15 protein-coding genes are annotated in these 12,830 nt (G+C 53.3%); 8 read left to right on the forward strand and 7 right to left on the reverse strand.

The window, feature by feature from the left end; genetic code table 11:
• Positions 1 to 5 precede the first annotated feature (5 nt).
• From JNM28_12775 to JNM28_12790, 4 genes are all read right to left on the reverse strand, one after another.
• Positions 6 to 815: a hypothetical protein gene (locus JNM28_12775; GenBank protein ID MBL8069314.1), complete on the reverse strand. Its 810-nt coding sequence runs from the start codon at positions 813 to 815 to the stop codon at positions 6 to 8.
• Entirely contained in the window at positions 808 to 1,533 is a 726-nt protein-coding gene (locus tag JNM28_12780; GenBank protein MBL8069315.1) for a sigma-70 family RNA polymerase sigma factor, read from the reverse strand. Before JNM28_12780 ends, JNM28_12775 begins: the two co-directional genes overlap by 8 nt.
• A gap of 53 nt (positions 1,534 to 1,586) precedes the next feature.
• On the reverse strand, positions 1,587 to 1,955 hold the full coding sequence (locus JNM28_12785) for a hypothetical protein (protein MBL8069316.1): 369 nt from the start codon (positions 1,953 to 1,955) through the stop codon (positions 1,587 to 1,589).
• A 110-nt stretch (positions 1,956 to 2,065) separates the two neighbouring features.
• On the reverse strand, positions 2,066 to 2,287 hold the full coding sequence (locus JNM28_12790; protein ID MBL8069317.1) for a helix-turn-helix transcriptional regulator: 222 nt from the start codon (positions 2,285 to 2,287) through the stop codon (positions 2,066 to 2,068).
• Positions 2,288 to 2,448: 161 nt separating this feature from the next.
• Between JNM28_12790 and JNM28_12795 the strand changes: the two genes are divergently transcribed.
• Both JNM28_12795 and JNM28_12800 read left to right on the forward strand, forming a co-directional pair.
• Positions 2,449 to 4,713 (forward strand): hypothetical protein, encoded by a 2,265-nt coding sequence (locus JNM28_12795; protein MBL8069318.1) that lies wholly within the window; start codon positions 2,449 to 2,451, stop codon positions 4,711 to 4,713.
• A gap of 8 nt (positions 4,714 to 4,721) precedes the next feature.
• Positions 4,722 to 5,675 (forward strand): hypothetical protein, encoded by a 954-nt coding sequence (locus JNM28_12800; protein MBL8069319.1) that lies wholly within the window; start codon positions 4,722 to 4,724, stop codon positions 5,673 to 5,675.
• A gap of 412 nt (positions 5,676 to 6,087) precedes the next feature.
• Here the strand turns inward: JNM28_12800 and JNM28_12805 are convergent, their stop codons facing one another.
• Genes JNM28_12805 through JNM28_12815 form a run of 3 tightly spaced genes read right to left on the reverse strand, consistent with a single transcriptional unit; the run spans position 6,088 to position 7,338 of the window.
• Positions 6,088 to 6,399, reverse strand: coding sequence for a hypothetical protein (locus tag JNM28_12805; protein ID MBL8069320.1), 312 nt, complete (start codon positions 6,397 to 6,399; stop codon positions 6,088 to 6,090).
• A complete protein-coding gene (locus JNM28_12810; GenBank protein MBL8069321.1) occupies positions 6,396 to 6,905 on the reverse strand; it encodes a restriction endonuclease in 510 nt (169 codons plus the stop codon). The genes JNM28_12805 and JNM28_12810 overlap by 4 nt, the downstream gene beginning before the upstream one ends.
• 10 nt (positions 6,906 to 6,915) lie before the next feature.
• Complete coding sequence (locus tag JNM28_12815) at positions 6,916 to 7,338, reverse strand: hypothetical protein (protein ID MBL8069322.1); 423 nt, start codon at positions 7,336 to 7,338, stop codon at positions 6,916 to 6,918.
• A 410-nt stretch (positions 7,339 to 7,748) separates the two neighbouring features.
• Between JNM28_12815 and JNM28_12820 the strand changes: the two genes are divergently transcribed.
• The 6 genes from JNM28_12820 to JNM28_12845 all read left to right on the forward strand — a co-directional run.
• A complete protein-coding gene (locus JNM28_12820) occupies positions 7,749 to 8,204 on the forward strand; it encodes a JAB domain-containing protein (GenBank protein MBL8069323.1) in 456 nt (151 codons plus the stop codon).
• Between the two features lie 99 nt (positions 8,205 to 8,303).
• Positions 8,304 to 8,516, forward strand: coding sequence for a hypothetical protein (locus tag JNM28_12825; protein ID MBL8069324.1), 213 nt, complete (start codon positions 8,304 to 8,306; stop codon positions 8,514 to 8,516).
• A 33-nt stretch (positions 8,517 to 8,549) separates the two neighbouring features.
• Positions 8,550 to 8,723, forward strand: coding sequence for a hypothetical protein (locus JNM28_12830; GenBank protein ID MBL8069325.1), 174 nt, complete (start codon positions 8,550 to 8,552; stop codon positions 8,721 to 8,723).
• Positions 8,689 to 10,317: a recombinase family protein gene (locus JNM28_12835; GenBank protein ID MBL8069326.1), complete on the forward strand. Its 1,629-nt coding sequence runs from the start codon at positions 8,689 to 8,691 to the stop codon at positions 10,315 to 10,317. The genes JNM28_12830 and JNM28_12835 overlap by 35 nt, the downstream gene beginning before the upstream one ends.
• A gap of 291 nt (positions 10,318 to 10,608) precedes the next feature.
• Entirely contained in the window at positions 10,609 to 11,790 is a 1,182-nt protein-coding gene (locus JNM28_12840) for a hypothetical protein (GenBank protein MBL8069327.1), read from the forward strand.
• Between the two features lie 147 nt (positions 11,791 to 11,937).
• Positions 11,938 to 12,830 (forward strand): DEAD/DEAH box helicase family protein (locus tag JNM28_12845; GenBank protein MBL8069328.1); only part of this gene is annotated, 893 nt, incomplete at its 3' end.

The raw sequence follows: 12,830 nt of genomic DNA on the forward strand, positions 1-12,830 counted from the left end.
CTGAATCAATCAAATCGCGTGCCGCCGAGCTCGAGAGTTTCTTTCAAGGCTTGAATCACACCTTGCGCAAACAAATTGTCTGTCGGAAGCCCCTCAAGTTTCGCGAGGGCGACCTCCGGTACTCCAGCCTCCATCGCGATCTTCAAGATGGGTACTACCGTTTGCGGAGTTAGCTCCAAGTGTCCAATCGAATCGATAGTCTGCGCTGGACAAAAAAACTGAAAAGTTTCATCGCGAAGTTCGTTTCCGTCCTTTATGCAGACGGTGGCAGAAAACCCCTGATTATGATCCTTGGGCAAGTCGGGCCAAATATCTAAGGATGCCGGAGGGTCGTCGAATTGAAGTTCGTGTCCAAAGCTATCTGTAACTTCCAGCGATACGATCACTTCGTCCAATTCTAAAGTTTCAAGTGGCTTTACGCTTTGTCGAAAATAGGAACGCTCACGGGTATCTCGTGATCCGCGATAGGCTAACTTGCTCGTGGATATGTCTCCAAGCATCTGAACAACGGAAAAATAAACTTGACTCCACCCAAAGTCACTCTTTCGCGAGCCTACGTTCTGCTCAAGTAGCTCTGTGCCGAATGCACGTGCAGGTGAGCCAGGTCTAGCCATTGTCCCAAAATATGCAAGTTCAACGGGAGAATACGCTACTAACTCGCCATTTGAATCCAGAAAATCAAAGAAGTCGTCACGGTTCTCGTGAAGACAGCTTAGGAAAGGTACAAGTATTCGATCAGGCATTCCTTGCGGGAAGCCAAAGTCGGTTGAGAGATCGAAGGAGTCGCCTTCTCTTGAAAACGGATACCTATACATGGGCATTCCTCTCCACGTCTAGTGCTAATGGTTCTAAACATTTCCGACATCTAGCAATCCATTTGCCTTCAGTGGTTGTGGTTGTTCGGAGTATTGCCGCTGACTGTCCTGCTGTAGCCTCTGTCGCAACAGCAACGCCCTCGAAAAGGAGCGACTGATCCTCTTCTACATGTTTCCGGTCTAGGTTGCATGTCAGATACAGATCGAAGGTCAAGGCCCAATCAACAGAATAAGTGTTGAGTATCGCAAGATGCTGATGAAAGTCAGGAGAGCGGTTCCCTACAATAGCAATGTATTCAGCGCCGCAAATGTCCGGAATTGTTCTCAAAAGAAGGGCGTACCAGCCATGCCGAGTCTTTTGGCAAGATTGAGTCCAGATATGGTTTCGTGCTTCTCTTAGAACGCCTTGATCGTCGATGCGAGCAGTTGTCGGAAGTGTAACGGAATTGATCAGTTCGACGCCGTTCTGATCGATTATCTCCTTTAGCTTTTTTTTCCGCCTGTACTCGTCAATGAGTAGATTGCAAATGGTGCGTTTGACGATTCCGGGTTGCATTGGAAAAGCACGGTTCTGCAATCGCAAGAACGTTTTTTGCAAAATATCCTCGAAATCGACAGTGTGTTGCTGTGGGCACAATTTTCGAGCCAATCCGAGACATTCCGGTTTGCGCAGGTAGTGTCCGAGCTCAATTTCGTTTTGAATTTGCACTTCGCCCATTGAAAATGACCCAGGCGGACTACCGCATGGGTCGGATCTTACCCCTTGGACCATTATCGCTCGCTGGAAGTGAACAGCCAGGACTTGAGGAGTGCCTCCAAGTCAGCTTCGAATGAACCTATATCAGGTGTCAAGATTCCGGCTTCTCTTGCCGCCCTGACCTTAGTGCAGGCCTGCTCCACAAGATAGAGCGTTGCCGGAAGTGTCCCATAGTGTTGAGCATATACTAACTCCATAATCGAACAGCGTCCGATCTTGAAGAAGGTGTTCGACTCGTCCATTTCAACCGCCGTTGCAACATGATTGAATATGTAGCAAGCCATGATTCGGTCTGGTATGCAGAGCCTGGAAGCAAATGCAAGCATCCAGTAGTGCTTGTCAGAGGCATGGCGATAGAAATCAGAGAAGGGCTTGACTCCCACTACTGGGCAATCTGAGGCAGGTTTTTGAGGTTCCATTGCCTCTTGCGTATATTCTTTGTTCCGACTCCTGTCAAGAGTCTGCTCGGTTACTGCATGAGGTGCTTGAAGCTCTATTGGCCGCGCAACTTACTTTTGGAAGATTCAACCTGATGGAGTAGCCCCGACGCAGTGGTTTTCAATGCGATTGCCATGTCCATCAGTGTCGGAATATCGAGGTGCTGAATTCCCTGCTCGACTTTCCACACGAATGCCTGAGTTCGGTCTAGCTTCTTAGCAAGCTCTCGCTGAGAAAGCCCTTGAGACTCCCGAAGCTCACGCAAGAGCCCGCCCAAGATGGCATGCTCCTCCCGCGCCGCGCTTCGAACCGTTCGTCTCAATACTCAAATCCCTTGTCAGCTGACTCTAGGGTAGAGTTGCATGTAAGGTAGACTCTTCCGAAGAGTCATTGTTTGAGCGCGAGCTACCGCTCCGATGACTGCCTGGTGAAATCATCATGAGTTTCGGATTGCAGCTGCTATTGCCAGCTTCTCTCGCGCTTTCAGGTCTTGGCTCCGGCGAACTGAAAGTTGACTTAGGAAGCGTCTACCACCCTGTTTCTGGCATGGTTACGGTGGATCAGGCAGGAACCGCCTCGTTTGTAGGGAGTCCAGCGACTATCATCGCTTCAACTGAAGCAGGAGAACCTCCGCTTTCGTTGGAGTGGCGCATTCAATCGCCAACCCGGCAAGGTGGCGTTCGAGATGACCTGATCGAATACTCTCTCGCCGCTAAGTCCAGCGATGGGAAAGTCGGCCTCTATGCAAAGAAGAAGCCAGGAAGCATCCTATACAGCACCCCCGGGGCTTACCGTGTTTCCCTTCAGATTCCCGGGGCTTCGACATCCATTTATGAGCGAGAATTCCGGTGTGTCACCGGCAGAAGCGGTTATGTTGCTCCCGAGCAATACCAACCACCTGCGATTGCAAGACTCACCGTTCACCCGAGCAGCACTGGAAGGGGCGCACAGTTCCGACTGACGAACGATGTTCCAGAAATCGAAGCGTTTTGGAAAGGCAAGCTCAAATATCGGTGGTTATCTGGCGGATCGAATTTACTCATTTCCGGTACGAACCTTTCCGCGACCGTCGATGCGTCATGGCTCTCTCGGATGAGAGTAGTTGGTCAGCCCCTTCCAGCAGGCGTCGCCGCGCACTACCAAAAGCTGCAGGAACTTGAATCTGGGCGATGGTTTGGCTGGCAGCCAACCGGAGTGGCCCCAGGAATGGTGGTTATTCAATCGGAGCTTGACGGTGTGCCGCACCGTCGGTTCGTATTCAACCTGAATGATCCGGCAGGATGGGGATTCCAGTCTCTCACCCCGAGCGTTCACGATTCCGCAAAGCTCAGCCAGCAACCCAGTCAGCCTCAGTTCCTTGGGACGCTTCAATCAGGGAGTCAACAAACTCCGCCTGGAAGCCTCTTCAACTCTCAACCTGCTACGCCGCCTAGCCGGGAAGATGACTCGACGAAGTGGGTCGCAAGTGTAAGCTCAGTCATCGGCAAAGGATATCGGTTCTGGATTACCAAGGACAGTCCATCGGCTTTGCCGAGCCGTATTCTCGGATATCTCCCGTTCAGCGAAGAAGAAGCAAGTCATGTTCTTCCCAAGGCGTCAAACAAAGAGAGCTTCCTCTTCGCTGGCCCTCATGCGCATACCTACCTGATTGTGGAACGGGGTGTGCCATGGGCAAGTGAGTACCAGCTTAACGGCAACGGTGCGAGCAACTTCTCGGTCTCGCAAGCAAAGCCCCTGTTCTACGCGACCAACTTTGACGATAAGGGCATCTACGATCCAAGCAAGTACACAGTTGCTCCTATTTTTGGGCCGATACGGTCGTCAGATACGGGAACACCCGTAACTTCACCCGGAACAAGCCATTCGGTTCGCCGGGTGCCACAAACCTATATCCCCTTCGAGAAGGCGCAGTTCAAGATTGAAAAGTCAGGTAATTACGCTTCGTTCGGGTACGTCGAGAATGCATTCCCGGTGGACTGCTATGGTACGACTTCCTTTGCTTCCACGTTCGATCCCCAAAAATTAGGACACGACAGACTCTCTTTCACCTTGATTCGTCGGGATATTAGCTCTAGAACTCCCTTAGCTCGTGCGCAAGTTGGAGAGCGGAAGGTCAGGAATCCGCTACTTCCTGGAATGGGTGACTACCTCCTTTACATTCCTACCTCCGCAGTTGGGAAGTCAGCACCTCAAGTGATCGTGAATTTCTCCACCAGGCAGCTTCGACTCATCGGCAAGCAGTATGCGGATGCGAACGGGGCTATTCTCGTCTGCGGATTCAGTCCGGAAAATGCCCTTTTCACAGACATTTTCCGATACCGTGACGCCCTGATCGCCCATGTCACCGAAACCCTTCCAGTTACCCAGAACTCAGTGATTTGGACAGGGCTCAGCGGAGGTGCGAACATTGCTGGAAACTCAGCCATCGCATTCCCTTACTTAACGAGGGGCGCAATTCCCATCGGCTCACCAGCAGATTTTGCCGCTGGAGCATTTTCAATCACAACGCCCGTGGTCAATTTCCATGGCAATCGAGACTCCCTCAATGGACTCGGACACTCAGGCATTCAGATCAAACTCGGGAAGAACTGGGCAAACATTACCTACCAAGGTGGTCACGTCTGGCCATCTGAATCCGAGTTTTCGGGAGCACTCACAAAACTGAACAGCATGCCCGCCCCGAGGTTGGATCGATCATGGTAAGCAAACTAATGCCCCAACGACTTCTTATCTGCGCCTCGCTCGTATTGCTTTCAGCTGCGAGTCAGGCTGATGTCGTCGGGAAAGTTAAGAGCATTGATCAGTCCGGCATCGCTCTTGATATCGGGCAGATACTCCCGTGGGGCACGAGAATCACCGCCGACCAGCGTCGAGTGATCCAGCAACAGTTACCCTCCGGGAGTCTTGCCAGAATCGTCCTGGTGGACGGCAAAGTCGTTTCAGCGCGTATCACCTCAATAAACCCCGCGCAGGTCACTGAGACGAGTTTGACGGCTCTCAAGCCATATTCCGGTGGATACTCATTTCAGGCAGGGCACAGTTTTTGGGGGTTCGTGCCCACGCAGACGGGTTTCAACCGAGGCAAAGGGCAGACCATCTACCAACTCGGTGGCGGATACGACTCGTTCCGATTCAAGTTCTGCTTCTCCGAGAAGGACGGCTCTGGCAAGCTCTGTTATCGGCTTGACGGCGGCGAACCAGTCGTTACACCAATCTCAAACACCGAACTGACCAGCATTGTAATCGACGTCAAAGGCGTCCAGTCCATTCAGCTCTGGGCAGAAGGGCAAACAGAGGACACCACGGGCACGGACAACTTCGTCATTGATCCGATTCTGATGAAACTGCCTTCGAGCGTTCCGGTACTCGCTTCGCCAGCCAACAGAGAGAATATCGAGCCATCAGAAGAGCTGCGTTGGCGATCTGTTTCGGATGCCGTTGGCTACCGAGTTGAACTCGAATGCGTCCGCCTCTACGACACTTCAGCGGCAAACCGTCAGAGGTTCTTCTCAATTCAAACAACCTCAGAGGTTCGAGTCGTGAGACTAGCAGATCTGAAGCTCCCCGACGGTGAATACCGTTGGCGTGTCCACTCACTCAACGACGTCGGAGTTATGGGGCAAATGACCGAGTGGTGGTCGTTCCTCCTCGAAGAAAAGGAGTAACGCCAGTTGAGTTACTCCTTATAGTTCCCACCCTCCACCCTGTTTGTTTGTCTCGACTAGGGTCGAGGTAACTTCCGGGGCTTCCGGCAGTCGTTTGTTGAGGGTCGCTACTCGGTGTTGTGGATAACTCCTCGCGCGCGCTTTTCTTTCAATATTTCTTTCTTGCTTTTGTTACGCGCGAGGATGGGGTGGACACAAATCGTCTCATTTTGAAGCGTCAACTTTGCCAGGCAGTGGATAACTCAGGTCGATTGCGATGAGGCCACGCGAAGCCAGTCGGGTTAGCCCTCGGTGAACGCTAGATCGCTTGATCCCGGTCCAAGCCTCTAGCTGCTCATAGGTTGCGGACAGGGGAATGTGAAACCGCCGCAGACCATAGGCGCGGCGGGAAATCACCAGGAGGAGCCGGAGTTCAGGGTTCGAGAGGATCGGGAGCAGCCGGTCCAAATGTGAGTTCGGGATCTTCGTCCACTCGGTCACTGGTGGCGGGAACTTCGGGGAGATACTTGGCATAGGTGAACTCTTTAGGAGGTGAGTAGTTGCCCCGAACTGCCTCGATGATGAAGGCGTTGGGGCGCTTTGCTTTGCGGTAAGGCAGATACAGGAGTTGCCGTTCGATCTCTTCCACCGGGTAGTCGCGGAGGAGTTGAGCAACCCCGGCGTTGGAGACGTTCAGCTTAAACAGTTCGGTTGCCACCGCCGTCATACGCTCAAGGGTGGTCATCGCACAGCTTCGATGAAGCGGCTGACCTGACGACTCATTCGGTCGAGGTGGCGGAAGAACGGCTCATCGACCTGAAGATTCGGGACTTCCCGGACTCCGATCTTGTGCTGGATCAGGAGCCGAGCGAACTCGGTTCCAGTGACCACCCGAATGCGAATCGGCTCGTGACTTCCAAGATGAAACTCGGCCGAGTTGGTGAGCCCGTGGGTGGAGATCAGGATTCCATAATCCGAGCCGGTGCGACGCACGACCCCTGCCAGTTCATCGAGCATCCGCACCCGAACCTCTTGCCCCACAAACTTCACCACGGTCTGCACGTCAAAGAGCCCGAGGCGGTCATCAACAGTGAATTCGTGCCCTCCGAGGTAGGTTTTCTCCTTGCGCTCCCTTCGACCCATGAACTGAATGGACTTGTATCCAAGTCGGTCGAGGAGTTGCCGCACCAGCAGCATTTGAACATGGAATGAAGACACGCGAACAATTGAGAGAAGGTCTTTCTCAAGCATGGCAGTGGGTTTATTTCTGAGTTGAGGAAGGAGTTACGCCGCGAGGGTGACGACTGGAAACCCACTTGCCTGGCTCAATTCCAGCGAAGGCAGGCTTCAGGTCTCCGAACTCGTCGTAGGCGTTGTCCGGAAGGCTCGGTTGACTCCGGGTCACATCGCAACAGAAAGGCGTTGGGAAGCGACCACCTTCTGCGATGAGGTCACGCGGGTCGATCCGGAATCCGAGTTCTCGCTCGACGGCTTCGGTGATCCGGGTGACCGTGAGGAACGACGGGTTACCGCCTCCTCTCAAGATTCGGAAGACGGAAGCGGGATGGACTCCAGCGTCTTGGGAAAGCCGAGAGGGAGCTTTGAATGAATAGCGTTTGGTATGGGCGAGAACATCCGCGAGGCGAGAGATCGTTTGGTCAAAGTGGTGGGGTGATGGTGTCATGGCGGTAGTCTCGCTCGGGTTGTTGGGAGTGCTCACAAATCCTCGCCCGAACGAAAACCGAACGCAAGAGCGAGAGTTTTTGCATGCTTCCGAAATGCATTGCAGGAGCGAAAATCACTTCACTCGTGACTTCCAGAGCCTATTTCCACCCCGGTCAGAACCCCGGCTAGAGGGGCGGCTAGGTCTAGCCTAGCCGTTTGAACCTGCGTACAGCGGTTCCAATACTCAACCCTCTTGCTTCGCAATCGGTCTTTCTTGCTCCTTCTGCTTTCGTTCACTCCCGTTCAACTCAATCATCAGTTCCAATCTTTCCCGATGGTCAAACCATCGAGGCTCTATCCCGAGCGGGGGCGGTCGCAGGGATGTTCTAAAAGCTGATTGACCTCTCAAGCCAAGAGACCGTGGAGGTCATGAGAGATGATCTTTCAAAACCAGAGTTCCCCGTGATCCGGGTACAGCTCGTTCGCGAATCGAGCGAGCGGCGAGAATCCATTTCGGGTCCAGCCACAGCGGCGAAAGTTGCCGAGCACTTCCTTAGTCTCTGCGACCGAGAGCAACTAATAGTAATGATGCTCACCGCGAAGAACGATCTGATCGGCGTTCACGTGGCGAGCATCGGCAACCTCACGAGCGCCATCGTCTGCCCAAGAGAGGTATTCAAAGCCGCGATCCTGGCGAACGCCTGTTCGATTATCGTCGCTCACAACCACCCATCCGGCGATCCGGAGCCGTCGCCTGAGGACTATGAGGTCACGAGGACGCTCAAGGCCGCCGGAAAGCTTCTTGGGATTCCGCTTGAAGATCACATCGTTATTGGAAGCCCGGGCCGGTACGTGAGCTTCAGAGACCTTGGGGAGCTACCGTGACAACTGAGCGAGCACAAGCCCATCCGCGAGTGCAATTGCTGGCAGTTCCATGCCCCGAGGCACAGTGCCGATCACGCCAAGTCATTGGCGAGGAATCCCATGAGCACTAACCTCAAGCATGCTGACTTTGAAGTCGAAAATCACGGAACGATCTTCCTCATTCGCCCGACCTCCGAAGCGGGAGAGGATCACTTTGCGGAACTTGATCCGTGGCAGCACACCTTCTTCGGCAACGCCCTTGCCGTGGAGCATAGATACCTTGAGGAAGTTGTACTCCTACTCCAGGAGGACTTCATCGTCCTTCCCGCCTAACCCAGACCCCGCCCGCGCGGGGTCTTCCGACTGATGTGGCTTCCAACGCCCACGGAAGCCGAAGTAGAACGCTTCCGCGAGCTTTTGCAGTCCACATGTGGGGTCGAATGCGATAGCGTGGAAGCGAGGGCGCTTAACGAACTCCTCATCCAAGTTCTGATCATCCAAACCAATGAAGTGCATTATCTACGCAAGGAAATCAACTGAATCTGGGGAACGGCAGGTTCAGAGTTTAGACGACCAGCTTCGCATCATGCGAGAAGTTGCACACCGGACCGGATATGTTGTGATTGAGGAGATTGCAGAGTCGCGTTCTGCAAAACATCCAAATAATCGACCTGGATTTAGTCGCCTACTCGAGCTCATTCGGACCGGGAAAGCAAGCGCCATCCTGGTTTGGCACGTGAACCGACTTACCCGGAACCCCCAGGAAGGAGGGACTCTGGGCCAGCTCCTTCTCGATGGCGAGATAGAGGTAATTCAAACGCCGGAGCGCAAATACGTGAGCGATGATAGCCCAATCTTTCTCGCTCTCGAATCCGCCGTAGCCGCCGGACAGAGTCAAAACTTGAGCCGAGATGTTACTAGGGGTATGGAGAGCAAGGCTGAAAAAGGATGGCTGCCAGGAAAGCCACCGCTAGGATATCGCAATAACCCTTGGACAAGGGAGATAGAACCGAATCCAGAAAGTTTTCCATGGGTTGAGAAAGCATGGCAACTCATTGTTGATTCGCCTCTTTCTGTTCGAGATATCTCCAATGCTCTCGATTCTGAGTGGCCGACCGTCGACAAAAAAGCCGCCGAGCACCGCTTCCGGAAGCTCTACGCTCTGTTCCGAAATCCCTTCTATGCTGGGCTCTTTCGATTTCAAGGCAAGCTCCACGAAGGAAAGCACCAAGCTGTTGTCGGCAGAGCGGAGTTTGAGTTCGTCCAGCAGAAGTTAAGCCGTTGCGGTGAAGCCGTCCGACCACAGCGTCACGAGCCACTGTTTAGGGGTCTTATTCGATGCGGGACATGCGGTGGACCGGCAACGGTCACAAAGGCTCAGAAGCAAGCAAAGGACGGTTCAATACTTCAATACGTTTATTATCACTGCACTGGTCACCGAGGGTGCAGGAAGCGGGTGGTCGAAGAGAACGTTATAAGGCAGGCGTTAATCGAGTTTGCTAAGAGTGTTTCCATCGCTCCTGCAGTTTCCGAATTCCTGCTAGCACAACTCCAGGGGATTAGGGCCGCACATGAAGCCACGACGATAGCGGCTTCCCGAAGATTGACAGGAAGCCGCGCGAAGCTGCAGGAACGGCTACACAGGCTCCATAGCATGCGAATGGACGGTGAGATTACGACAGAGGAATACATGTCGCTCAAGGCGTCGCTCAATGCTCAAACGCTGGAAGTAGATGCTGGCATCGAGAAGTGCCAGTCGCGAGCGGACGCTGTTCGCCTCAAGCTTCGGTGCGTTGTAGAGGCCGGCCGAGAGGCGTTTCGCCTCGAAGAGCATGAGACAGAATCTAACTTGAAGATTCTGGCTACCAGACTGCGAAACTCCGTTTACATTCGCGACCGTCAGGTTGAGATACGCATGGATGAAATACTTCAGAAGATAGCTTCGTTCAAACCGCTGATTAGTCAGTCTCAGAGCCTTGAACCAAGGAGTTCTGGCACTCCAATTCTCGATTGGTGCACGCCTTTGTGGGATGTTCTAAACGGATCATTCCAGCAACAGCTCGAAGAGCTGGATGAGGCGGCTCCACCAGTCATACCAAACGTGCCACAGGGTGTCCAGAAGGCTCCTTTATAAGGGCTATCCGACTTCACCGAGGGTGCCTGGAGGGGCACTACAAAGTGGCAGCCATTTTCTCAGAAGCACTTTCGATCTCGATGCCACTCCGTCGTAAGTCTCCCAAGCTTTCGGGAGAAAGCTCGCAGAAGCATTCGAGGAGCACAGACCCTTCGACGGAAGTTGAATCTGTGCTGCTTTGAGAGGCACGTGGAATAATGGTCCAATGATGGCTAGAGATTCCGTTCCTTCTCATCACCGGGATTCAAGTTCCCGTCTGTTCACCGCTCCCACTTACGTGAGGTTCAAGCCGTGATTGGCGAGTACGCGGACCCGGCCCTGCTGGATCGTGACAGACCATATATCCGGCTTACGAATGAACCGGGAGCTAGTTTCCACTTCGTGTATCTGGCCGAGCTAGAACCGCTCTTAGCCGGAGCCTTTCTGAAATCTAAGGGTAGCCGTCTCCATCGCGGTGACCCGATCCAAACCCGGATGTCCGGAAGACTTCTGAAGGTAGTGGATAGTGATGGAAACGTCGCCGACGCCTCGAATATCAACTGGACCTGGCCAGTGGAAACTTCGTGGACGGATTTGGGACCATGCTTCGGACCACAAGAGATCACTTTCACGTTCAGCGATAAGCGCGGCAGTAGAGCTAAGTACGGGGCAACATTCATTTGCCCTCCAGAGCATGGATACCATTTTGAGACGAGATTTGTGTCTCAACAACTGCAGGAGCACCTGTCCCGACGAGAGTATGGAGAAGTGATCGCGCATCAAGTAGCTCCATTTTTTCTAATAGACGACCTGCTGGTCGGCTTCAACTATTTTCTGGAGAAGATTGGGCTGAAGAGCAAAGATCAACGCGACCCCATTGATTCTCGAATTCAAAGTTATCTAAAGCGCCAGTTCACAGCGATGACTCTCTATGCAGCGCACACGTCGGATAGGGATTTGATTGCAAGACGGCTGTATGGAATCAGTGATCGCTTGCACATTGCCCTTGCTTCAATTGTTCGCTGTTTGCCGGAAATCGCACAGCGCGGAAACGCGGTTGCCACAGACTTTGTAGTGACCCAAGTATGGAATCTTTTTCCAGCGGACGCCCCTGATCCAAGACAATATGAAAAGACGCCTCAAGCCCAGAATCGGAGCAACACGGATGCCAGCAAATCGCCACCATCCCCCGAACAGACCCGGAATCGCGAAAGCATTCAGGAGAAAGACCGAATCAGCAAGGCAGATGATGTCAACGAAACTGGACGAGTTACAGTTACGGCCTTAACATCCGCTCTCAGCAGAAAGTTTCCTGGCGTTGCTCCTGCGGAAAGCGTCAACCAGATTTTCGTTTCGTCGGCTGATGACGAAGCAACAAAGCAGGATATTGCTATCGCACTGCGCTATCAATGTCCCAGTACTGCGGAGAGTCCTCACAGGTGGTTTGTTGAAATGCTTCCGAAAGCGCTTGCCTTGATCGCCCGGCAAACGTAAGGGTCAAGTTCTGGAACTTGAGCGACTTGCAAGTCGGCTACTTAGCAGCCCGGTAAACTACCTTGCAACTGCGCCTCTCCGGATTTCGCCACAGCCTGGGCAGGTTGTAGAAAACCGCCTAGAATGCGGGTTGAGACTTGTACAAATATGGCTGACCAATTCTTCAATCAACCAATACTAAACTCGCCGTACGATTATCCGGCGAGTCATTGGAAGCTGGATGAGTCCGGACAGCCGACTCAGGAGATCGTCGCACAGCGCAGGCGGGCGGACTTCATTACGCCTATCCCAAAGCCCAAGCTTAAGAAGAATCAACCGAAGCAGCAAGCCCTGGTGATGGACGAGGGCTTGGGACTGTCTGACGAGAAGCAAGCCTACGACCACGCTGAGATCATCAACACCGTTCGTCGGGAAGTTGATCTCTGGAGGAAGATTAGCGATCCGAACCGATGGGGAGTGACTCCGGAGACAGCCCGGTTGCTCCAACATTGGCGAAGCTACGAGTTCCAGGGAGTGCGACCGTTCTTCTGTCAGGTTGAGGCCGCCGAAACTGCGATTTGGCTGACGGAGGTCGCACCGAGCTACAAGGTCGGCAAAGACATTCTGGATCGACTGGAGCGAGTAAACACTGAGGCGAATCCTGGACTTCTACGGCTCGCCCTGAAGCTAGCAACTGGAGCAGGCAAAACCACCGTGATGGCAATGCTGATCGCGTGGCAGACGCTAAATGCCGTTAGACGCCCGAACTCCAAAAATTTCACCCGAGGTTTCCTCATCGTTGCCCCTGGGATCACGATCAAGGACCGATTGCGGGTTTTGATGCCGAATGACCCGGACAGCTATTACGCGGATCGGGAGCTTGTACCGGCTGACATGCTCGAAGACCTCCAGAAAGCGAAGATCGTAATCACCAACTATCACGCTTTTAAACTCCGGGAGCGAGTCGAAATTTCCAAGGGTGGGCGAGCCTTGCTCAAGGGGTACGGCGAAGACATTCAGACGCTGGAAACTGAAGGTCAAATGATCCAGCGCGTGATGCC

Source organism: Armatimonadota bacterium (genome assembly GCA_016789105.1).
Classification (GTDB): domain Bacteria; phylum Armatimonadota; class Fimbriimonadia; order Fimbriimonadales; family Fimbriimonadaceae; genus UphvI-Ar2.

Coding starts and splice junctions, on each gene's coding strand:
- JNM28_12775 (MBL8069314.1), bottom strand. CDS start 815: ATGTATAGGTATCCGTTTTCAAGAGAAGGCGACTCCTTCGATCTCTCA.
- JNM28_12780 (MBL8069315.1), bottom strand. CDS start 1,533: ATGGGCGAAGTGCAAATTCAAAACGAAATTGAGCTCGGACACTACCTG.
- JNM28_12795 (MBL8069318.1), top strand. CDS start 2,449: ATGAGTTTCGGATTGCAGCTGCTATTGCCAGCTTCTCTCGCGCTTTCA.
- JNM28_12800 (MBL8069319.1), top strand. CDS start 4,722: ATGCCCCAACGACTTCTTATCTGCGCCTCGCTCGTATTGCTTTCAGCT.
- JNM28_12805 (MBL8069320.1), bottom strand. CDS start 6,399: ATGACCACCCTTGAGCGTATGACGGCGGTGGCAACCGAACTGTTTAAG.
- JNM28_12810 (MBL8069321.1), bottom strand. CDS start 6,905: ATGCTTGAGAAAGACCTTCTCTCAATTGTTCGCGTGTCTTCATTCCAT.
- JNM28_12815 (MBL8069322.1), bottom strand. CDS start 7,338: ATGACACCATCACCCCACCACTTTGACCAAACGATCTCTCGCCTCGCG.
- JNM28_12820 (MBL8069323.1), top strand. CDS start 7,749: ATGAGAGATGATCTTTCAAAACCAGAGTTCCCCGTGATCCGGGTACAG.
- JNM28_12825 (MBL8069324.1), top strand. CDS start 8,304: ATGAGCACTAACCTCAAGCATGCTGACTTTGAAGTCGAAAATCACGGA.
- JNM28_12830 (MBL8069325.1), top strand. CDS start 8,550: ATGTGGCTTCCAACGCCCACGGAAGCCGAAGTAGAACGCTTCCGCGAG.
- JNM28_12835 (MBL8069326.1), top strand. CDS start 8,689: ATGAAGTGCATTATCTACGCAAGGAAATCAACTGAATCTGGGGAACGG.